This is a genomic window from Xenorhabdus indica (assembly GCF_014467235.1).
Lineage (GTDB): Bacteria > Pseudomonadota > Gammaproteobacteria > Enterobacterales > Enterobacteriaceae > Xenorhabdus > Xenorhabdus indica.
In genome coordinates this window covers 307,705-330,597 of the sequence record NZ_NKHP01000001.1, presented here as the reverse complement: position 1 = coordinate 330,597, position 22,893 = coordinate 307,705, and the positions used below count along the sequence as shown (strand labels likewise).

The window sequence follows — 22,893 nt, the reverse complement described above, 5'->3', positions numbered from 1 at the left end:
AAAAAAATGTGGTGAGTTTCCACTGCTGTTCCGATCAGTGATGAAATCTACCCAATAAAATCAAGTGATATCTTGTCTCCATGCTTCGGCGGACAGCGGTTCGCCAAAATGGCTGGCTATCAGCTTGCGTGTAATATCATGTAATGGAGAGGCCAGCACTTCGGCTGTATTACCGCGCTCGACGACCTCCCCCTGATGCATGACCAATACCTGATCACTGATATGTTTCATCATACCGAGGTGTTGGGTAACATATATATAGGCAATACCATGTTTCTCCTGTAATTCCAGCATCAGATTAATAATCTGGGAACGCATAGACATATCAAGAGAAGCCAATGCTTCATCAGCAACAATAATTTGAGGTTGTAATATTAGTGCCCGTGCTAGTGCTACACGCTGCTTCTGACCTGAAGCCAGCATATGTGGGTAATAATTGGCATGATCGGGCAGCAGTCCGACTTGGCGTAATGTCTGATTGATGCGTTTTTCCCGCTCAGAAGGAGAAAGTTTTGTATTCAGGATCAAAGGCATATCCAGAATTTGACCAATCCGTTGACGGGGATTTAATGACGTACTGGGATCTTGAAAAATCATACGGATGAGCTGGCTGCGGTAACTATAGTCCCCATAAATCAGTTTATGGTTTTTAATCAAGATTTCACCTGATGTAGGTTCGATAACCCCTGACAGCATTCTGGCCAGCGTAGATTTGCCTGAGCCATTTTCCCCGATAATCGCCAGTGTTTTTCTGGGCTGCAAAGTAAAACTTACGGGCTTTACGGCATCAAGATAATGGCGACGGAAAAATCCGGTACGATAGCGGAATGTTTTCGTCAGGTTTTTAACTTCCAATAATGTCTCGACCACTTATTGTTCCTCCATGTTTAGGGGGAAATGACAGGCAAAAGTATGACTTTTGATTCCCCGCAATCGTGGCGTTTCAATACAGGTCTTTTGGGCATAAGGACAACGAGGCCCAAGACGGCATCCAATCGGCAAATGCTCCAATGATGGAATCACACCGGGTAGGGTGTTCAGGCGACTTTTATGGGGTAGCGGGCTACCGAAGTCAGGAATCGAACGGATCAATGCCTGTGTATAAGGATGGCGAGGAGTGACCAGCAACTCATCAGGTGTAGTACTTTCCACCGTTTGACCACAATATAACACGTTGATGCGTTTTACCAATTTACTCATCATTTGCAGATCATGGCTAATTAACAAAATCGTCATGTTGTTGTTTTGATTCAGGCTCGATAGTAAACGGAATATTTGGGCCTGCGTTGTTGGTTCCATTGCATTGGTTGGTTCATCGGCAATCAGCAATCTTGGTTGATTGGCAAGTGCAATGGCAATCATCACTTTTTGACATTCTCCATCGGTTAACTCATAGGGATAAGAGTTCATAATGTCATGATGATCTTTGATACCCACCCGATGGAGCAATTCAATAGCACGGCGTTTTTTCCAGTTGAATCGTTGCCACCAGCGACCTTTAAATGTCCAGCCGGGAATAGATTGAATAAGTTGTTTACCAATACCTTCCGATGGATCGAGGCATGATTGGGGTTCTTGAAATATCATTGAAATATTGTGACCAATAACTTTACGACGCTGTTTTGGTGTCAGGCGCAATAAATCAATATCATTAAAGCGGAAACGATCTGCGGTAACTGTAAGGTTATCTTTTGTGACACCACAGATAGCTTTGGCGATTAAGCTTTTACCAGAACCTGATTCACCAGCCAGTCCAAGTATTTCACCTTCGGTTAACGAAATACTCATCCTGTCAACGGCTTTGACAGGGCCTTCTGCCGTCATGAATTCAATTGTAAGATTACGGATATCGAGTAACGGCATTATTCGACTCCTGCATTAATAGCGCGGTGCAAGCCATCACCAAGTAAGTTAACCAGCAGGACGCTGAGCATAATCGCCGCACCCGGCAACATCACTGTCCAGGGGGCAGTGTAGATTAATTCCAGCGATCCTCCGAGCATAGCTCCCCATTCAGGTGATGGCAATTGTGCACCAAGATTGAGAAAACCTAAGGCTGCAATATCAAGGATGGCAATAGAGAAAGTACGCGTTAATTCACTGACTATCACAGCAGTAATATTCGGAAAAATGGCATAACGTAGAATATGATAATTTGAAGCGCCATCCAAACGGGCAGAAATAGTATATTCTTTATCCAACTCGTCGTGTACAGCGGTGTAAACGGTTCGTACGATCCTTGGTAATAAGGCCAGCCAGATAGCAATCATCGCATGTTGCAAACTGGCTCCCACAAAAGCAACCACAATGATAGCCAATAACAGTGAGGGAATAGAAAGTAAGGTGTCAAGAATGTGGTTCAGAATTGCAGATTTCAACCCATGTGTAATGCCAGCAAGGCTGCCGATAAATAATCCGACAATGGCTGCTGCCGTAGTCACAATCAGCGCCGCACCAAAAGTAGAAGAAGTGCCAATCAATAATCGGCTGAAAATATCCCGCCCAAGATCATCTGTGCCAAGAAAAAAGGCAACATTACCGTAATGTGACCATGAAGGGGGCATTAGCTGGTCGATAAGTTGCTGATCAAGCTGATATGGAGCAATATGGCTACCGAAAAGACTTAAGACAATCAAAATCAGTACGCCATAAAAACCCGTCATTGCCAGTGCGTCAGCATAGAAAAAACGCCAGATAACTTTTAGGGGCGAAGGCGTTTTCTTTTCACGGTAAAAATTATCTAAGGGCATACCATTCCTTATGTTTTAAGGGATTAGCCATCGCGCCAATAATATTTGTCAGCACGTTAACTGAAATAACTAAAGTGCCTATCACCATCACACCCGCAGAGATAGTCGAATAGTCCTGCTGACGAATGGCACTGATAAGCCAACGCCCCAATCCCGGCCAATTGAAGACTTGTTCCGTGACCATAGCTAATGTGAGCATGGTTGAGAATTGTAATCCTAGTTTAGGGATAATGGGGGGCAGGGCATTATGCAGTAAATGACGACGGATAATCGTCAGTCTCGATAAGCCACGAATGGAAGCAGATCTTATATAGTTGGATGCTGAAACCTCTTCCGCACTATTACGCATCAGGCGAATAACATCAGTCATCGGCGCAACTGACAGCGTGATAACAGGTAAGATCATATGCAGGATGACATTCATAATCATGTCATTACGATGAGGGCTTTCTGATAACCAGGCATCAATCAGTGCGGAACCTGTTACGGGTTCCATTCGGTACAGTAAATCAATCCTTCCTGATACTGGTAACCAACCTAAGTGCAGTGAAAATAAGAGAGTGAGTAGCAAAGCCAGCCAGAACCCAGGAATAGAAAAACCAAACAGTGCAAGCGTGCTGATAATTTTATCTGCCTTTTTATTTCGCCATACACCAGCAATAATCCCTAAAGGGATACCCATTAATAACGCCAGAGTGAACGAAAGCAGGCAAAGTTCAAGGGTTGCCGGGAATACATCGTACAGTTGTTCAACAATTCTCTCACCATTAATGCTGGAAATACCAAAATCCCACTGTAGCAAGCCGTGAAAATAGAACAGATAGGCATCAATCAGTGATGCACCGCTCAAAGGTCCATGAGGAGTAAAATACATCAGACTAAAGCTGATTAATGAGAGAAAAAATAACGTCACAACCAGCAATAGCAAACGACGCAGAATATAAATAATCATTTGCTTTCCTTTTCGTTTTTAGCAGGCGTAAGTTCAGTGGATATATGCTCAGTAGATATCTGTCCTGTAGATATATAGCGTTCCTGCTCTCGGTAAACTCCGGCAAAAGAGCTATTGCCAAAAGGACTCAGAACTAATCCTTTAATGTCATAGCGAAATATCTGCGATCTCATTGGATACGCTAGTGGTAATACAGGTAATTGTTGAGCAAGGATTTGTTGTGCTATATGATAACTTTTGATACGTGACGCGAGTTGCTGATCTAACAGTGCCTGGTGGATTGCCTTATCAAACGTCGGATCACACCAACGGCTCAAATTTGTTTGAGATGCGATAGCTGCACAACTGAGAAGCGGGCGGAAAAAACTATCAGGATCGTTACTGTCAGTAGACCAACCCGCTAACGTCATATCATGGGTTTTGTCCATTAATTGGTTTTCCTGAAAACGGCCTTCAACAGAGCGGATAGACATGTTAATACCGACATGCGCCAAATCTGCCTGAATCAACTCTGCCATTTTCAAAGGGCTTGGGTTATAAGACTGTGAAGTGATTGGCACCCACAATGTCAGTTCCAGCCCATTTAAACCCAATTTATGGAGTATCTTGCGGGCTTCTGCCGGATTATATTCGGTGATTTCAGCACGATTATCATAAGCCCACGATGCTCTTGGTAAAATAGATGCGGCAGTTTCAGCCGTGCCATAATAGATAGCTTGCATCAACCTTTGATTATTGATGGCATACGCAATGGCCTGACGCACTTCCAGTTTATCTAATGGCGGTTTACTGGTATTGAATGCAAGATAGGCAATGTTCATCCCTGGACGTAAAGTCAGGCGCAGGTTCTGATCACTATGGAGTAAGCTCCATTGGTTAGCCGTTGGGTAGGCCAATACGTCACATTCACCAGTGAGTAATTTGGATATCCTGCCTGTACCACCCGCTCCGGTATCTACAACGAATTGTTCCATCAATGGCTTACCTTTCCAATAGTTATCATGCCGGACAAGACGGATATATTGTCCCATCTGATAATCTTCCAGCATGAATGGCCCTGTCCCGACGGGTTGCCAGTCAATTTGTTCCTCCCTGTTTATGTGATGCAGTTTCTGCCCGTATTCGGCAGATAATATAGGAGAATAATGAGTGGCTAAATGCCAGAGAAAAGAAGCATCAGGAGCATTCAGGCGGAACTCGACAGTATATTTATCGATTTTTCGGATATCCTGAACGGAATCGCCAAACTGTAAGCTATCAAAATAGGGGTAATGCCCGCCATTGACATAATGATAATAGTGCGTTTTGTCGAATAAACGGCGGAAGCTGAAGATAACATCATCAGCGTTCATCGTACGGGTCGGCGTAAACCAAGCGGTTGATTGAAAAGCAACGTTATGACGCAAGTAAAAACGGTATGTTGCGCCGTTATCCTTTACTTCCCAGCGAGAAGCTAATTCTGGCATTAAACGATAAGTTAGAGGGTCTACCCCCAGCAGACGATCATAAATCTGGGCGGCCAGAGTATCTACAGTCAGACCGCTAATAGCCATTTGGGGGTTAAAAGTATTCAGGTTACCATTGACGCAATAAATAAAGCCATTCTGCCGCAGAGTAGCCGGAACATAAGATATACCTTCTGATATATGTCCATGAGCCACTTTGACAGTAGCTTTAGTCGTTTCTGGAATAGCTGTCTCAGCAGCCAGAGTGGATGCTGAAAACAATAATATGATCCAGTAGATCAAATAGCGCATATAAGACATCAGTTATAGAAAAAAGTCTGGCTATTGTAACTTAACTAACCCTTCTTGCTCAAAAACAACGGGTGGATCACTATAGTGAGAAAAATTCTCAATAAAAGACTTTACAATCACTATTGATAAGCATTATCATTCGCATCGTGCTGTTGAGATGTGTTTCGTGACCCCAGTCTGTTGTCTCAATATGCATGACATTGCTCACATTGCTTCCAGTATTTTTATTATTAGCCAGCTCGGGTGCTGGCTATTTTTTTATCTGTGTAACCTTCTGCATTTTTTCTTTTTTTAGCCCATAACTAACCTATCAATAACCCATAATTTTTAATCCATGACATGAATATTGATGTGATGTTTTTTGATTAATCCACGTAATTGATGGTACGTCAGGTTGAGTTTTTCAGCCGCTTTTTTCTGGCTGTATTGGCTTTCTGTTATTGCTCGTATAATCAGTCGCTTTTCACAATCGTTTTGCCATTGTCTTAAATCGAGAGGTAAATCAGGAAGAAAATAGTCACTGGCGGTGTTATGGCCAGAGGTTTTCTCTGACACCGTTTGTGCAGCAGATGACAATATTGGTGATGTTGAAAAAGGATTGATAATAACAGTAGCTAATTCATTTTGGTTATCTCCATGACGGTAGATAGAGCGCTCTATGACATTTTTCAATTCACGAACATTGCCGGGCCAATGATAATCGAGTAACTGCTGTTTGGCTTGCTCGGTAAATCCCGGAAAGAAAGGAAGGTTTAATTCCTGACACATTTGAATGGCAAAGTGTTGTGCCAGTAACATAATATCTTGATGTCTTTGGCGTAATGGAGGGATGTTGATAACATCAAATGCCAGCCTATCGAGCAGGTCAGCTCTGAATTTTCCATGATCTGCCATAGCAGGTAAATCTTCATTGGTGGCACAAATCAGCCGGACATCAACTTGTAAAGCTTGACTGCCTCCCACACGTTCAAAATATCCATATTCAATAACCCTTAATAGCTTTTCTTGTACTTGCATTGGAGCAGTAGCAAGTTCGTCAAGAAACAGTGTTCCGCCATCGGCTCGTTCAAAACGCCCCAGATGCTTCGAACGGGCACCGGTAAAAGCCCCCGCTTCGTGACCAAAAAGCTCTGAATCCAGCAAATTCTCGCTGAGGGCAGCACAGTTCAGTGAAATAAATGGGCCTTGCCACCTGGGAGAAAGATAGTGCAAACGGCGGGCAATCAGCTCTTTACCTGTTCCCCGTTCTCCCAAAACCAAAACAGGTTTATTTAATTTTGCCAATTCAGAGACTTGCTCCAAGATCTCAATAAAATTGTTTGCTTCCCCTAATAGGTTATCAGTGAACTGATTCATAATTTTTTCCACTAATGGATGGTATTTTTCGCCAATTATTGGTTGATTTAACTACGAAAAAATATTGTAAGAAAAAATCAAACGGAAATTAAACGATATATTTCAATAGGATAATTTATAAATAAAAGTTGGCACATATTTTGTATTTAACTGAATGCCTTACTCTGTATCTTACTTAACAGTACACAGGCATAACATACATTCTAATGAAAGAGGTTTATGACTATGGGTATTTTTTCTCGTTTTGCTGATATCGTTAACGCTAATATCTCTTCCCTGTTGGATAAAGCAGAAGATCCACAAAAAATGATCCGCTTGATGATTCAGGAAATGGAAGATACGCTGGTGGAGATACGTTCAACATCTGCCCGTACATTGGCTGAGAAAAAGCAGCTTCTGCGCCGTATCAGCGCCGGAGAAAGTCAAATTGAAGGTTGGCAGGAAAAAGCCGTATTGGCATTGAGTAAAGACAAAGAAGATCTGGCCCGTGCTGCCTTGATTGAAAAACAAAAAGTCAGCCAATTGGTTGAAACGCTGAAAAATGAACTGTCTATTTTGGATGAAACATTTGATCGTATCAAAGGAGAAGTTGCTGAACTGGAAAACAAATTGATAGAAGCGAGGGCAAGACAGCAGTCTTTGACTTTACGTCATCAGGCGGCGGCCTCTTCCCGTGAAGTACGTCGTCAGTTAGACAGCGGTAAAATTGATGAAGCTATGGCACGTTTCGAGCAGTTTGAGCGCAGAATTGACCACATGGAAGCAGAAGCGGAAGCTGTTGGTTTGGGGAAAAAGCAATCGCTGGAACAGCAGTTTGCAGAATTGAAAGCGGATGATGAAATCAGTGCACAACTTGCTGCACTCAAGGCTAGAATGAGTGCTAAAGATTCACAGTGATAGCAAATGTTATTCGCACTCTCATTGATAACTAAGGAAAGGTAATGGCCTATATATTTCTGGGGATCCCGCTGATCCTGTTTGTGCTCTTTGTATTACCCATCTGGTTATGGTTGCATTACAGTCACCAGAATCGCGGTAAATTAGAGAACAATGAAATTCAACGTTTGGAGCAACTGGCAGAAAACGCCCGGCGTATGCAGGAGCGGATCAAAACGCTGGAAGATATTCTTGATGCAGAACATCCAAACTGGAGACAGTCATAATGTCCAATTCTTACCGTGGAAAACTTTACCGTTTGCCAGAACAGGGAGTGATTAAAGGCGTGTGTGCTGGGTTAGCGCACTATTTTGGTATCCCGGTTGCGCTTATCCGTACTATAACAATATTGTCACTATTCTTTGGATTACTTGGTATAACAGTATTGGCTTACATTATCTTGACCTTTGTGTTAGATCCCGCACCTACGGGATATCAGGCAGAGGAAAACAGAGCACCATCAACCCGAAAAATGCTGGATGAAGTTGACTACCAATTGCGGGCAGGGGAAGAGCGTTTGCGCCAAATGGAACGTTATGTGACTTCTGATACTTATAATGTGCGCAGCCGATTTCGCCAGCTTTAAGCGAGGCTGGATAGATTTTCAGGGAGGCAACTTGAATTATTGGCAGGAGCTTATAAGGTTACTGCGGTTGCAATCTCTCGCCCATTATCTCTCACCCATTGGTTGGGTGAGGGAACTCACCTATTCGGAAAATCCAAGCCATAATAAACAAGTTATGATAAAAATGGACGACATTGGAAATATCTTTATTGAAATATGGCAGGCATAAAGCATACATAATGTCATGGTGTCCAATTCAGGAGAAACATGAAACGATTGCAAAATGAACTGACGGCACTTGTTAATCGTGGAATCGATCGCCATTTACGGCTGGCAGTAACAGGATTAAGCCGTAGTGGAAAAACCGCATTTATTACTTCTTTGGTCAATCAGCTTCTGCATGTTCACAGTGGTGCCAGATTACCGCTGTTTTCAACTGTGCGTGATGGCCGTTTGTTAGGTGTAAAACGAGTACCGCAGCGGGATTTTGGTGTTCCCCGTTTCACCTATGATGAAAACATGGCTGCATTGCATAATACACCGCCTTATTGGCCAGTTCCGACGCGGGGAGTGAGTGAAATCCGCCTTGCCCTGCGTTATCGTCCAGAAGATTCTCTATTTCGTTATCTCAAAGAGACCTCCACCCTTTATCTGGAAATTGTCGATTATCCGGGAGAGTGGTTATTGGATTTACCTATGCTGGAACAGAGTTATTTGGCATGGTCATGGCAGATGAACGGATTGTTGAAAGGTGAAAGGTTAAACTGGGCTGAACCGTGGTTGGCATTATGTAAACAGTGTGACCCACTGGCACCTGCCGATGAAAATCTGTTGGCCAGAATTGCACAGGCTTATACGGATTATTTACACCAGTGTAAAACAGAGGGGCTACATTTCATTCAGCCGGGGCGTTTTATCTTACCGGGAGATTTGACGGGAGCACCAGCGCTGCAATTTTTTCCCTGGCCGGATATTGATCGAATCGGAGAACCTCAACTACTTAAGGCGGATAAAAATACCAATATTGGTATGCTGCGTGAACGGTTTACGTATTACTGCAATCACATCGTAAAAGATTTTTATAAAGAACACTTTCTTCGTTTTGATAGGCAAATTGTTTTGGTTGACTGCTTGCAGCCATTAAACAGTGGCCCCCACGCTTTTAACGATATGCGTCTGGCGCTGACACAGCTAATGCAGAGTTTTCATTATGGCAAGCGGACGCTATTTCGCCGTTTATTTTCGCCTTGCATTGACAAGTTAATGTTTGCAGCGAGCAAAGCCGATCATGTCACAGCGGATCAACATGCCAATCTTGTTTCCCTTCTCCAGCAACTTGTACAGGAAGCATGGCAGAATGCTGCATTTGAAGGGATCAGTATGGACTGTGTCGGCCTTGCGTCAGTTCAGGCAACCGAAAGTGGCATTGTGGTGCATGAGGGAGAAAAGATCCCGGCTATCAAGGGAAACCGTTTGTCAGATGACAAGTTATTGACATTTTTTCCGGGAGAAGTGCCACAACGTTTGCCTGACAATGCTTTTTGGCAAAAGCAGGGTTTCAATTTTGAATCATTCCGGCCAAGACAAGTTAATATTGATGAGCCGTTACCTCATATCCGCATGGACAGTGCGATGGAATTTTTATTAGGAGACAAGCTGACATGACGGACTCTTTGAAGACGGAACCAAAGGGATCTGGCTCCTTAAAACCAAGAATGGATTTTGATGATCTTTTATCAACATCATCAGAACCTTCGCTGAAATCCCAAAAAGAATTCAATGAGCGGGGGAACGAGTTCTATCCGGTTATGTCTGAATTGAACGCTGAAGAGCAGGAAAGTGAATTTGAAGGAGCAGTGAATGCAGCATTGAAGCCTAAGCATAGCTTGTGGAGAAAAATTTTTTCTGGCGCAGTACTGTTATTGGGTGTCAGTGTTATCGCTCAGTTTATTCAATGGATATATCAGTCATGGCAACAACAGGATTGGATTGCATTGGGTATAGCTGCCGCAGGTAGTTTGATTATCTTTGCGGGAATAGGGGGAGTAATCAGTGAATGGCGTCGTCTTTACCGTTTACGCCAGCGGACAGAAGAACGTGATATCGCCAAGACATTGTTAAAAAGTCATGGCATTAGCAAAGGGCGACAATTTTGTGAAAAACTGGCAGAACAGGCAGGTATAGGGCAACAACATCCTGCTTTACAACGTTGGCAGGCGGCTGTGCATGAAACTCACAATGATCGTGAGATAGTCATGTTATACAGTAAGCTGGTTCAACCTGTTCTGGATGAACAGGCCAAAAAAGAGATCCGTCGTTCAGCAGCAGAATCTGCACTGATGATCGCTGTCAGTCCACTTGCTGTGGTGGATATGGCCTTCATTGCATGGCGAAATATTCGTCTTATTAACCGGATTGCGGCAATATATGGAATTGAATTGGGGTATTTCAGCCGTATTCGTTTATTTCGGCTGGTATTGCTGAATATTGCCTTTGCAGGTGCGTCAGATTTGGTCAGAGAAGTGGGAATGGATTGGTTATCGCAGGATATTGCTGCCCGGCTTTCAGCCCGTGCTGCGCAGGGTATTGGTGCGGGGTTACTTACAGCTCGTCTGGGAATTAAGGCAATGGAGCTATGCCGTCCTTTACCCTGGATTGATGACGATAAACCCAAATTGGGAGATTTCCGTTATCAGCTGATTAACCAGATTAAAAGTACGTTGGCGGCTAAGTCCAAGAGTGAAGTTAAAAAAACAGGACTGTAACCAGTTAGAAACCATCACCAACTAGAAGCGACTGTCACTTTAATTTGACACTTTGCTTTATTGTCAACTTTAGCTGACAAGGGGCTTCATCTATTGCACAGTAACGAGTAATATTTCAGACGGTTATGAACATCGTGTAAATAAGGTCGGAATAAATGCGATTGGAAGTTACTTGTCAGGATCGAATTGGGCTGACTCGCGAGTTACTTGATTTATTGGTTTTAAGAAATATTGACCTGAAAGGAATTGAGATCTCTCCTGAACGTCGTATTTACCTTAGTTTTACTCAAATTGATTTCAATACCTTTCGCTTGCTGATGGCAGAAATCCGCCGCATTAATGGCGTGATAGATGTGAGGACAGTGGCTTTTATGCCGTCAGAAAAAGAGCACAGAGCTATGTGGACATTACTGGAGTCTGTGCCTGAGCCTATCTTGTCCATTGACATGAAAGGAAGTATCGATTTGGCTAATCTGGCATCCCAGACATTGTTTGGTATCAGTAAAGAAAAAATCAGCCAAAAAAATATCAGCCAACTTATCAGTAATTACAATTTCCTCCGTTGGTTGGAAAGCGATCATCATCAGCCTCACTCGGCAACGTTAACTATCAAAGGAAAATCTTATTTGATGGATATGACACCCATGCAACTGACTGATGAAAATCAGAAGGTTAAATGTGTGGGAGCGGTGATTATGCTACGTGTATCCGTTTATGCGGAACCTGCGCAGAAAAAATTGACAGTGAATGACGATCAGGCTTTTAAGGATCTTGTTGCTGTCAGTCCGAAGATGGTTCATGTCGTTGAACAGGCCCGTAAAATGGCTATGTTGGATCTGCCTTTGTTGCTTATTGGTGATACAGGAACAGGGAAAGATGAATTTGCCAAAGCGTGTCATCTGAGAAGTTCAAGAGGAAAACAACCTTTTCTTGGACTAAATTGTGCATCTATGCCGGATGACGTAGTAGAAAGTGAACTGTTTGGTTATGCTGCGGGTGCATATCCGAATGCACTGGAAGGTAAAAAAGGCTTTTTTGAGCAGGCGAATGGCGGCACAGTTCTGTTAGATGAAATTGGTGAAATGTCGCCACAAATGCAGATCAAATTACTCCGTTTCCTCAATGATGGAACATTTCGTCGTGTTGGAGAGGATAACGAAGTTAAAGTGAATGTCAGGATCATCTGTGCTACTCAGAAGAATTTGGTTGAGTTGGTGCAAAAAGGGGAATTCAGGGAAGATCTCTACTATCGGCTCAATGTATTAACAATCACTTTGCCACCTTTACGGGAGCGGCGGGCTGATATCATTCCATTGACGGATTATTTTGTAACCCGTTTTGCTAGAGAGCAAGGTGTAGAAAAACCCAAATTTTCACCTGATCTGGAACAATTCTTGTGTAACTATTATTGGCCCGGAAATGTGAGGCAGTTGCGTAATGCCATCTACCGGGCATTAACGCAGCTTGAAGGTAACCAATTAAGCCCACAAGATATTCAGTTACCGGAATTAGAAACAGAAACCGCCTTTATCAATGAAGATATTCTGGTTGGCTCTTTAGATGAAATCAGTAAGCGTTTTGAACGTTCTGTCTTGACCCGTCTTTATCGCCACTATCCCAGTACCCGTAAGTTGGCAAAACGACTTGGTGTTTCTCATACCGCTATTGCTAATAAACTGCGTGAATATGGATTGAGTGGAAAAAAACAGACAGTGGGATCAGATTCGAATGATGAATAATACCTGCTTGTGCAAACGACAGGTTTTTTCCGGGGGATAATGTTTTTCAGGAGATGTATCTTCGGTTGTTATTCCTGGCGCAGATCTCCTGAAAGCAGGCATGTCAGGAGATCTGATAAAGGAATGGGAGGTGCGATGCGGGAGTTTTACAGGCTTGTATGAGAGAGTGTTTTATCATCGCAGCTAATTTTAAAATGGAAGGCGGGCGGTCTGACACTTTTATTGCCAGCATACAATCAATGACATGCAGAAATGATAAGGAATAACCTGTAGGGCACTGTTTGGTTAAAGGTTGATAATGATCTTCAATATTGCGCACAATGCTGACGGGTGGTGGCCTCCCGACAATCAAAGTATGTAATACAGCCCCTAAAGCATAGATATCAGTCCAGGGGCCTTGCTGTCCTTCTTCATTGATGGTGTATTGTTCGCAAGGTGTGAAACCAGGCCTGACAGTGATTTCTTCATCATCAGACAAATGTTCTGTTGTTTTTCGGGCCGATCCCAAATCAAGCAGTATTGGTAACTGATTGTTCTGAATTAAAATATTATCGAGAGAAATATCGCAGTGCAGATAGCCTGCTTGATGAAACGTATTAAGAGCATCAAACAAGGGAAACAAAATACGACATAGCCAGCTCTGCGTAATGATCTTTGGGTGTTTTAGCTGTAACAGTTTTAGTGTTATACCCCTGTAAAACGGAGTGGCAATGTAAGCTGTACTATTCTGTTGCCAAAAACGTAAGAAACGGGGCAAACATGGATGATTAAAGCAAGACATTATATGGGCTTCACGCATAAAACTATGAAGACCAATTTTGAATTTCTTTTGCAGACTTGAGCAACGCAGATTTAATTTTAAATCGTTGCGACGGAGCACAACTGCTGATGGCAGATATTCTTTAATGGCAACAGCACATTTTTTACGGTGATCCCAAGCCTTATATACGATGCCAAATCCACCTTTACCCACAACTTTCTCAATTTCAAATTCCTTGAAGCAGTACCCAATAGGTAATGCCTGCAATAATGGGTGCCTGTTATTAAAGTAGCTATAGTCGGAATTCTGCATCGGAGATGGCCTCTTGAACCTCTGTTTTATCCTCTTTACTTTTCAAGTTCCCTCTTTGGTTGGCTGCATCTTGAAATCCATAGGGTATACACACGATGTTACGCAGGATCTATTGATTATCATTCGAAAACTGGAATTCAAGCTCCCCTTGTTCGAGTGATACTTGTAACCGGTTATATTGTTCATCCTGGGCACTGGCAGAGAGCAGCCGTTGACTGATTTGTGGCAATATAGTGTTAGTCAAGATAGCATCCACCGTACGACCACCTGATTCAACCTCAGTACAACGACTGACAATATTTTCAATCATAGCGTCATCAAATGTTGCAGCAATGCCATGGTTCTCCAGTAAGCGTTTTTGAATTCGTCCTAATTGTAAATGGACAATATTAGTCATCACTTCGTCATTCAATGAATAGTAGGGAATAACTAACAAACGCCCCAATAAAGCCGCAGGGAATGTGTCCAATAATGGCTTACGTAATGCAGAACTGAGCTGTTCCGGTTCTGGTACGCTATTATCTTGTTGGGGATGCTGGCGGCATAATGAACTGACTAAATCGGCTCCCACATTGGATGTCAGGATAATAATGGTATTACGAAAATCAATGTGTCGGCCTTCACCATCTTCCATCCAGCCTTTGTCGAATACCTGAAAGAAAATCTCATGAACATCAGGGTGCGCTTTTTCGATTTCATCCAGCAATACAACACTGTATGGACGACGGCGAACAGCTTCAGTTAATACACCTCCTTCACCATAGCCAACATAGCCGGGAGGGGCTCCTTTCAAGGTTGATACGGTGTGTGCTTCCTGAAATTCGCTCATATTGATGGTAATGAGATTTTGCTCACCACCATATAGTGTTTCAGCCAGAGCGAGTGCTGTTTCCGTTTTACCCACACCAGAAGGGCCACATAATAGAAAAACGCCAACTGGTTTATTGGGATCATCTAATTTTGCCCGTGAAGTACGTACCCGTTTTGCGATTATTTCCAATGCGTGGTATTGACCAATCACCCGCTGACTGAGTGTATCAGCCAACTGCAATACAGCTTCAATTTCATCTTTCATCATGCGGCTTAGAGGAATGCCGGTCCAATCTGACACAACAGCGGAAACAACGTTACTGTCTACTGCCGCAAAAATGAGAGGTTCTTCCCCCTGTAAAGTTTTCAATTGTTGTTGCAGATCAGTTAATTCGGTATGGAGAGTAGCGGTATCATTATTTTGGTCTTCATTCAATTGGATGCGTAATTGAATAATTTTCTCTGTCAGGGAAAGTTCTTGTTGCCAGCGTGCTTCTAGCTGCGCTTTTTGTTCTGCCAGAGTGGCGAGTTGATTGAAGATATTTTCTGTTCGCTGAGAGTCACCCATACCGACTTTTGCTTCCCGCTCCACAATTTCCAGTTCAACATTCAGGGCATCTATCTGATGACGGCAGTTTTCTAGCTGAGGAGGCTCTGCATGTTGGCTGACAGCAACTCTGGCACAGGCTGTGTCCAGTAATGCGATGGCTTTGTCTGGTAACTGACGGGCAGGGATGTAGCGGTGGGAGAGATGCACGGCTGCTTCAACTGCCTCATCTAATAAAAGAATACGATGATGTTTTTCCAGTGTATTGACCAGACTACGTAGCATTATCAGAGCTTTGGTTTCGTCCGGTTCATGAACCTGAACAACCTGAAAACGACGGGTCAAGGCAGGATCTTTTTCGATATATTTTTTATATTCTGACCAGGTTGTCGCACCAAGTGTACGTAATTGACCTCTCGCTAAGGCCGGTTTTAATAAGTTGGCGGCATCACCTGTTCCTTGTTGTCCACCAGCACCAATTAAAGTATGGATTTCATCAATAAACAAAATGATGGGGGTTGGACTGGATTGCACTTCTTCAATCACTTTGCGCAAACGGGATTCGAATTCTCCTTTAACACCCGCTCCAGCCTGTAACATGCCAATATCTAGCAACCAAAGCTGAACATTCCGTAAAGGAGGTGGAACTTCGTCTGCGGCAATCCTCAGTGCTAACCCTTCAATTACCGCAGTCTTACCGACACCAGCTTCACCTGTCAGTAATGGGTTATTTTGACGGCGGCGCATCAGGATATCAATGATCTGGCGGATTTCTTCATCACGTCCAGACACAGGATCAATCTCACCATTACGGGCCCGTGCCGTTAATTCCTGACCATATTGCTGTAGTGCTGAGCCTGTTGTAGTTTGTGTTGTTGCCCCTTGTGTACCTGTTGATAATGTTGTTATCTCCTGGGCTTCATCACTGCCATCGAATATTGCGTGAAAATTATCGATCAGGACATCTGTATTAATGCGATCAAACAGGGGAGAAATGGTTTTCAGGACATTGCGTAGATTGAAAGTTTTCAATATGCCTATCAGTAAATGGGCACTGCGAATTTGATCAACACCGAATTTCAGTGAACCATAAACCCAAGCCCGCTCAACGGCACTGTCAATATGTTCTGAGAGGTCAGAAATGGCGCTGGCACCACGTGGCAGGCGATCCAGTGCGGTAACGATGTCTTTGGTCAACGCAGATTCATCCAGCCCGAAGTGATGGAGAAGTTTCTGTAAATCACAGTTTTGTTGCTGCATGATTTGATGTAGCCAATGCGCTAACTCAACATAAGGATTACCCCGCAACTTGCAAAAAGCAGTGGCACCTTCTAACGATGTGAATAATGTACGGTTAAGCTTACCAAATAGTACAGAGCGGCTGATTTCTGACATAACGTGTAATCCGTGATGTTATCGTTGATAGTGTTTTGTAGAGAGTGATTACATTGTTGTTTATGGAATTGTTATTCGATGGAATTATTGTTCAATGAAATTGCTGTTCAGTGAAATTCTGGATTGTAGATTAAGTCACCACAATGGGATTTCTGTTCAATGTTGCCAAGCCAGCTACTTAATCCTAATTTTACGGGCTCTGACAGGTGAATACCTTTTATATCGGCTCGATCAAGTATCAGGCGGATATCCCATGCGTATTCGATCCCGAAATATTGATATACCCAATCACGTAGCTGTAGGGACTTTGGTTGGTTTGGTAAAAACGCTTCATACTCAGCCAGGGTTAACGGGCCGAGTTCAAGGCGGAATTTATATTGAACATCATATAATGCTGTTCCCAAAAAGGCCGATTCACCCAAACGAGGCATATTGCGTCCGGCTTTTAACCGTGCCTGATCCTGAGCTTCAATTTTCAACCATTGGGGAATATTTTGTATAACTTTTAACGGAATATTGAAGTAACTGAATAATATTTTTGCCAACCCTTCCGCGCCATGTCCCTGTCGGGATAAATGGCCTGATAACGAATAGCGGGCGTGTTCACTAATTGAATCTGATTGTTGTTGAGCAGGTAACCCCATACCTATCAGACAAGCAAGATAATGACAGAAGCGTTGGTTATCCTGACGATCAAGCGATACTGTTGATTGGGAATTAGCCCAGGCACGATAGAACAGCAGTATTAGCCGATGGTGAAATAAATTAGCAAATGCGTTCAGTGTTGGGTCTTGATAGTTATATTGTCGCGCATAAGTATATTCGGTGATATGGAGCGGCAATGGCCCATTTGGGCCGAACAAGCCAAAACTGTAAATCAGTATGTCATACAGTTTTGAGTTTTCGCGTTTTTTGGCTTCAGCAATGGTCGATGGGGCGAATATCATTGACGCTTTTTGACCTAGCCGCAGCAGGTCGTATCGCGGCAATGGGGCTGAACCTAGCATATAATACTCCCCGGACTGGGCGTCTATTCGGCGCAGGGTCTGAAATAGATCGAATTGCCACGGTGTCTGGGTGAGTTGTTGCCAAAAATTATCCGGCAGGTGACATATGCGATGTATGGAAATAGCACTTGTTTCGCTCATATTCATTTTTGTCTGTAATTACTGGCTATATCAGTTTCTTTTTTCCCATCCGGGCCGGCCAAAAACCGATCTTGCCCCGTTGCTGGCTATAGAGAGTCATTTCAGTAAAAGAGTTCATGGTGACCAGACGCGAGAATAATTTTTCCAGAACACTTCCCAGTAACCAGGGGCTGTTGCCGGCAAACTCCTGCTCATCCACTTCCAGTTCAATGCTGACTCCACGGGCAAAAACGATCGGGCCGGGTTCAGGAACCCTCCGATAAATCGTTTTTAATGAACAATGGCGAATACCATTAATCTGACGGGTGATAGCTGGCTCTGAAAGATTGGCATACAGGCTGAGTAATTGCCGTAATGCCTGAGTCCCTTGTTCATCATTTTTATCCATAAAATTCAGATAATTGAGCTGGAGGTGACTGATTAATTTCCACGATATTGAGCCTTGTGCTAAGGCAGGGCGTGGTATGGTTGGTCTTTTAAGAAACACAATCTGGTTGATGGGGATAGAATCCAGCATAACGAAGTTATCAAGATCTTGTTGACGCAACATTGCAGATAAATCGCGGTTAGTGCACATGACATCGGCAGTCAGGAATTTGAGTTCGTTCGGCCAAGGGGAATGATGTTCATCAACAATAGAAACAAAGGATTCTGTACCGACATAACTGGTTCGGGTGCCGTAATGATGGGCATGTTCAGATAAAATGCGGGGATCACGGCGCACAGAAAAATAGGCACCGTAATTGCTTTTATCATCACTGAAAGTAGACCAGAAGGGTCTGAAAATCTGCGTTTCTCTGTGTTTAATATCTGCACCATGCAGATGTTTTACAGAAAAGATTTCATAATCCAGAGGCCGAATATTGTCGACAACTAAATGGTACTCATTAGTACTTTCTTTTACCGTGGTACGTTCAGTCAACTTAGGGAATAAATTAATGACGGGTGTACTATTGAGGGCTAAATAAGAGACATCAACCAGATGCTCCAAATCCGTATCTATTTTGTCCAAAAGCAGGATCAGTTCAAACTCACTCTCTTTTTGTGTTTTTTCCAACAGAGATTGCATGCCACTAATGCTGAAAAATTGGAAACGTGCCGGAAAAGCAAAATATTCCTGGAGCTGACGATAGCCACTGAAAGTACGTGGATCATTAGGTAACAATGACTGATCATCATCAAATCCTTCATGATGTGGAGAAATATCAGGTAAAACCTGATATTGAGGAGTATCACCAAGGGTCTGACATACCATGCCGACGCAATGTTCCATGAGTAATTCTAACAATTGTTGGGATTGAATATCTGGCCCTGAAAGAAAGAATACCAGTTTGTTGAGATCCAGTTCGTTGAGGAAAAATTTGCCTTTGCAGGAAAGATGAATGCGCAGCGCACTGACAGCACCGGATTGGTGAAGATTTAACGTTGCCAGAGGAATGTTGGCAGGCAGCTTACCCAGTTCAACTTTCTGCAAATTTAATGGTTGCAGAATAACGTCTTGTGCTGTGCTGTATTGGAATGTGATGCCATCTTTTTTCAATGTCTGACAGTGCATGAGCGTTCCACGTGGCACCAAAAATCCATGGCTGATATCCCCTTTGCTGGTATCAGGCTGGAGCTCGACGATTGTCATTGATGGCGTAGGAGCCAGATAATTAGGGTAGAGCATCTCCAGTAATTGTTGGGAAAAATTTGGAAATTCAGCATCCATTTTCAACTGAATACGGGAAGTCAGAAAAGCAAAACCTTCCATAAGTCGTTCAACATAAGGGTCAGCAACATCAATACCATGCATACCCAGTCGGTTGGCGACTTTTGGATAACGTTCAGCAAATTCTTTGCCCATTTCACGTAAATAGACTAGCTCACGATTGTAATATTCAAGTAGTTTGTTATCCATGTATCCATATCCTCTCGTATCTGTTTTTATCCTGCTTCTTTGATAGTGAAATAACCATTTTCCAGGTCAATATCACTACGGAACAGGAATTCGAGTGGCCAGGGAACACACCACAAAAAACCTTTAATTTCAATGGATAATGTATTGTATAGATTCAGGGAATGCGTATCAGAAACACAACGCACTTCAAGTTCATCAGCAATAATGCGTGGTTCAAACACATGTATCGCCTTAATGATTTTATGTTGAATATCTTCCCACTCTATTTCAGACATACGTTTACCCGCCAGGGGTTCCAGCCCAAAGTTATAAACAGAACGGCGTATTTCCGGATACAGGGTAAGATCTTGCTCGGATTCACAGTTGATGCTATTGAGCAACCACTGTAAATCCCGCAGAACATTTTGTCGTAATGTACTGTGTGATATCAGATAGTTGCTGATTGCCTCTTTTTTCTTATCGGGGTCGTTATCAGTGAGCCTATCCAGCAAGGATGGCTGCATTCTGTCTCTGGCAGTGATACGCTTGGCATTACTCCGACGATGATAACCACCATACATTAAAGTTATATTGTCATTCATGGAGTACCTATTGGTCGTGTTGATAATGGGCAATAGGGGAAAGATTGTTGAGGCAATGAACCTATTTTTAATTTGCCTATTTTTTTAGTTTGCTTTGAGAACTTTTATATTTATTGACCTCTTTTTCATAGGCTTGTAGAAAGTTTTCACCAAACAGAGCTGAATTTTGCTCAAATTCATTGGCTGTTTTTTGATAGTATTTGGTGAGAAATTCCCACAGTGATGTTTTGTAGGTTGACGATAAAGACAAACGTGGCATACCGCCTTCATCCCGCGCTTTCTGCTCAAGAATACCGGGATGGAAGAGTTGCAGGATATCTTTCGTAATGGCACGTACTCCTGCAATCATTCCTAATTGGTGTGCCTGTAATTCAATTAAAATATCGCGGGTCGCCTGCTCAATAGGCATAAATCCAGGCATATGATCACCAAACATCTGTACTAAAACAGATTGACCAGAAGGTAATAGCTTAAATGGATTATTGGCATCCAGTAGCATTTGAGTCATATCCGCATCAGCTTCCCGTTTCAGCATTGTGCGTGAAGCATTGAGTGCGACAATCCCTTGAGATAACTGGCTGATAAACAGACCTAATTGATACATACGGTGTTCATCAAATTGTGGTTGATGAAGGTTTTTGAGTCCCATCCCCTCTAATAGCGATGCCAGTAATTTCCCCTCTAGTTTGATCCCGTCTGTTTGATGGTTATTGGAACTGTAGCTTATTGGATCAATACCAAGCCGTTCATAAGCATGATTATCATGCGTGATATGCAGGGAATGATTCGCGTGACTCACTTGGTGCTTAACAGAGGGCTGGTGATTGGTGCTGGCCGGATAATCAGGATATTCATTTGAAGGAGCAGGAGGAAAAGGAGGAAAAATATTTTCTTCTGTTCTGGCTTCTTCTATACCTGTATGACTTTGAGTTAAATCTTTGCTGAGTTCCTTAGATATCTCTTCTGTTGTGAAGAGTGGAGGTAAAGAAGGTGGCTGAGCAATGGATTGTTTATCCTGAGCAGATATGGGCTGTGATATAGGCGCAAACTGAGAATTAGAAATTGTTGGGTTATCAGGTGATGTTAGTGGTACGGCATTATCTAACATCAAGTTTAATGGGTCATCATTTTTGACGTGTTTCTGCTGTCTTATAGAATTGTCAGAAAATAATGCCAGTGGATCAATTTCTTTTTCTTTGTCGTCACTATGTTCAATTCTCTGGTCATCGTACTGGAATAATGTTGTGGGTGTATTGTTATTCAGAATATCTTCCTGTTGGAAGAGGGCATCTGAATGGAACATAGTCACAGGATCTGTCGCCCGTAATTGTAGTGTCTCTAGATCGGTTGTGTTTTCAATTTGGGCTAATGGATCAATTGGGTTACGTTCATCATTTTCCTGTTGTTGGGGTTTGAGTAGTGGGTTATTGTCATTTCCCTCTGATGTTGTCTGATGTCTGTTGGGGGAGGCCGAAGTATCGGGTGCAGTGAAAATCTGTTCCAGACCGTCCCAGATTTCATTGGGAATGCCGGAGCAGTTGGCAGCCGATTGGGATTCCGTATTGATAACCCGAGTGACTGTTTGCGGCGGCGCACTTTTATTGATATCAACTGCCTGAATCTGATAGTCGCCAATATTCAATACATCACCATCGCGGATTTCAACCTGACGATCCGGAGCCAATGGTATTGTGTTTAGTAACAGCTCAGATGCAGAGCCACGATTGGTAATCCGACACTCACCATCAGCAGAAATAGACACGATGGCTTGAAGCCGGGCAATAGCCTGCTCTTCATCGGGCAAAATCCAGTTATTGTCTTTGCTGCGACCGATAGTTCCCCCCGGAGGCGAAAAGTCATAACTCAATTGTGTGGGTTGGTTTGTACCGGTGTTTTTAACAATGGTGAATCGCATAAGCGTAGATCCCTATTTTTTGATAAGGATAGGTTAGTAAAAATAACCTCCCTGTTTTAGGGAGGTTATCGGGGTGGATAATTATGAAATTAGAGTGGCTTATTAGCGAAAGAATCCCATCCATAAGTGACTTCGGCGCCTTTTTTGCCTGTGAAGTCCAGAGGATAGTAGCTTTCTTTATGTTTTTGGAAGAATAACTTAACAGTAGAAATGTATTGGTCAAATGAGAATCCGAGCGATGTGCTTGCTACCATAACGTTCGTCATGACTATGGTATGCCAAAGTACATTTTCGCCTCCTTGTCGCAATACTTCAATTTTAACTTCATTGATATGTTTACCTATCGTCAGATAATTAGACAAAGTTATACATGATTTATCAAAGAAGAGTCCTACAGTAATACCAGGAATTTCAACTATACCTGAACTCAATCCGCTAGACTGAGTATTTGTAGAAACAGAATTAGTCATTGTCAGTTCAAAAACATGAACGGCTGTCCAATCTTTATGGGCATCGTCACCTGATTCACCTTTAATGTCAGTAAAAGTAATATATGCGTTATTAGACATAATCTTTGCCTTAATAGAGTTGAATGGGATGATTGAATCCAATGGATGTATATTGGAGTACGTATATACGTCTAGAAATACATGTGTATTGTTACTGGAAGCCCCTCTGTGCGGGATGATTTCTGATTTTACTTAG

19 protein-coding genes are annotated in these 22,893 nt (G+C 42.9%); 6 read left to right on the top strand and 13 right to left on the bottom strand.

Translation table 11 applies throughout. The features are described from left to right. Nucleotides 1-60: 60 nt before the first annotated feature. The 6 genes from sapF to pspF all read right to left on the bottom strand — a co-directional run bounded on the left by sapF (nt 61) and on the right by pspF (nt 6,815). Nucleotides 61-870, bottom strand: coding sequence for a putrescine export ABC transporter ATP-binding protein SapF (sapF, locus tag Xind_RS01130; RefSeq protein WP_047682458.1), 810 nt, complete (start codon nt 868-870; stop codon nt 61-63). Then, a complete protein-coding gene (gene sapD, locus Xind_RS01125) occupies nt 871-1,863 on the bottom strand; it encodes a putrescine export ABC transporter ATP-binding protein SapD (protein ID WP_187649289.1) in 993 nt (330 codons plus the stop codon). Then, nucleotides 1,863-2,750 (bottom strand): putrescine export ABC transporter permease SapC, encoded by an 888-nt coding sequence (gene sapC / locus Xind_RS01120; RefSeq protein WP_187649288.1) that lies wholly within the window; start codon nt 2,748-2,750, stop codon nt 1,863-1,865. The genes sapD and sapC overlap by 1 nt, the downstream gene beginning before the upstream one ends. Further along, nucleotides 2,737-3,702 (bottom strand): putrescine export ABC transporter permease SapB, encoded by a 966-nt coding sequence (gene sapB, locus Xind_RS01115; protein ID WP_047682464.1) that lies wholly within the window; start codon nt 3,700-3,702, stop codon nt 2,737-2,739. Before sapB ends, sapC begins: the two co-directional genes overlap by 14 nt. After that, nucleotides 3,699-5,459 carry an ABC transporter substrate-binding protein SapA gene (sapA, locus tag Xind_RS01110; RefSeq protein WP_187649287.1) on the bottom strand — a complete coding sequence of 587 codons (1,761 nt, stop codon included), beginning with the start codon at nt 5,457-5,459 and terminating at the stop codon, nt 3,699-3,701. The genes sapB and sapA overlap by 4 nt, the downstream gene beginning before the upstream one ends. Nucleotides 5,460-5,786: 327 nt before the next feature. Continuing rightward, a complete protein-coding gene (gene pspF, locus Xind_RS01105; protein WP_187649286.1) occupies nt 5,787-6,815 on the bottom strand; it encodes a phage shock protein operon transcriptional activator in 1,029 nt (342 codons plus the stop codon). Nucleotides 6,816-7,040: 225 nt separating this feature from the next. On the opposite strand from pspF, the gene pspA reads away from it, so the two are divergent. The 6 genes from pspA to tyrR all read left to right on the top strand — a co-directional run bounded on the left by pspA (nt 7,041) and on the right by tyrR (nt 12,820). Beyond that, nucleotides 7,041-7,712 carry a phage shock protein PspA gene (gene pspA, locus Xind_RS01100; RefSeq protein ID WP_047682468.1) on the top strand — a complete coding sequence of 224 codons (672 nt, stop codon included), beginning with the start codon at nt 7,041-7,043 and terminating at the stop codon, nt 7,710-7,712. A gap of 44 nt (nt 7,713-7,756) precedes the next feature. Next, nucleotides 7,757-7,978 (top strand): envelope stress response membrane protein PspB, encoded by a 222-nt coding sequence (gene pspB, locus Xind_RS01095; protein ID WP_038270282.1) that lies wholly within the window; start codon nt 7,757-7,759, stop codon nt 7,976-7,978. Continuing rightward, nucleotides 7,978-8,337 carry an envelope stress response membrane protein PspC gene (pspC, locus tag Xind_RS01090; protein ID WP_047682470.1) on the top strand — a complete coding sequence of 120 codons (360 nt, stop codon included), beginning with the start codon at nt 7,978-7,980 and terminating at the stop codon, nt 8,335-8,337. Before pspB ends, pspC begins: the two co-directional genes overlap by 1 nt. A 246-nt stretch (nt 8,338-8,583) precedes the next feature. Beyond that, nucleotides 8,584-9,981 (top strand): YcjX family GTP-binding protein, encoded by a 1,398-nt coding sequence (locus Xind_RS01085; RefSeq protein ID WP_047682474.1) that lies wholly within the window; start codon nt 8,584-8,586, stop codon nt 9,979-9,981. Continuing rightward, entirely contained in the window at nt 9,978-11,081 is a 1,104-nt protein-coding gene (locus Xind_RS01080; RefSeq protein ID WP_187649285.1) for a YcjF family protein, read from the top strand. Before Xind_RS01085 ends, Xind_RS01080 begins: the two co-directional genes overlap by 4 nt. Before the next feature lie 155 nt (nt 11,082-11,236). Further along, nucleotides 11,237-12,820, top strand: coding sequence for a transcriptional regulator TyrR (gene tyrR, locus Xind_RS01075; RefSeq protein ID WP_047682476.1), 1,584 nt, complete (start codon nt 11,237-11,239; stop codon nt 12,818-12,820). Between the two features lie 103 nt (nt 12,821-12,923). On the opposite strand, the gene Xind_RS01070 is transcribed toward tyrR, so the two are convergent. The 7 genes from Xind_RS01070 to Xind_RS01040 all read right to left on the bottom strand — a co-directional run bounded on the left by Xind_RS01070 (nt 12,924) and on the right by Xind_RS01040 (nt 22,757). Next, nucleotides 12,924-13,892, bottom strand: coding sequence for a serine/threonine protein kinase (locus tag Xind_RS01070; protein WP_052189572.1), 969 nt, complete (start codon nt 13,890-13,892; stop codon nt 12,924-12,926). A gap of 109 nt (nt 13,893-14,001) precedes the next feature. Next, nucleotides 14,002-16,644, bottom strand: coding sequence for a type VI secretion system ATPase TssH (gene tssH, locus Xind_RS01065; RefSeq protein ID WP_047682478.1), 2,643 nt, complete (start codon nt 16,642-16,644; stop codon nt 14,002-14,004). 107 nt (nt 16,645-16,751) lie between these two features. Next, complete coding sequence (gene tssG / locus Xind_RS01060; RefSeq protein ID WP_047682554.1) at nt 16,752-17,792, bottom strand: type VI secretion system baseplate subunit TssG; 1,041 nt, start codon at nt 17,790-17,792, stop codon at nt 16,752-16,754. A gap of 25 nt (nt 17,793-17,817) precedes the next feature. Continuing rightward, nucleotides 17,818-19,692: a type VI secretion system baseplate subunit TssF gene (gene tssF / locus Xind_RS01055; protein ID WP_047682480.1), complete on the bottom strand. Its 1,875-nt coding sequence runs from the start codon at nt 19,690-19,692 to the stop codon at nt 17,818-17,820. A gap of 26 nt (nt 19,693-19,718) precedes the next feature. Beyond that, on the bottom strand, nt 19,719-20,273 hold the full coding sequence (gene tssE, locus Xind_RS01050) for a type VI secretion system baseplate subunit TssE (RefSeq protein WP_047682482.1): 555 nt from the start codon (nt 20,271-20,273) through the stop codon (nt 19,719-19,721). A 76-nt stretch (nt 20,274-20,349) separates the two neighbouring features. Further along, nucleotides 20,350-22,188, bottom strand: a complete 1,839-nt coding sequence (locus Xind_RS20780; protein WP_246432438.1) for a type VI secretion system-associated FHA domain protein — start codon at nt 22,186-22,188, stop codon at nt 20,350-20,352. Nucleotides 22,189-22,277: 89 nt separating this feature from the next. Then, nucleotides 22,278-22,757: an Hcp family type VI secretion system effector gene (locus Xind_RS01040; RefSeq protein WP_047682486.1), complete on the bottom strand. Its 480-nt coding sequence runs from the start codon at nt 22,755-22,757 to the stop codon at nt 22,278-22,280. Nucleotides 22,758-22,893 lie beyond the last annotated feature (136 nt).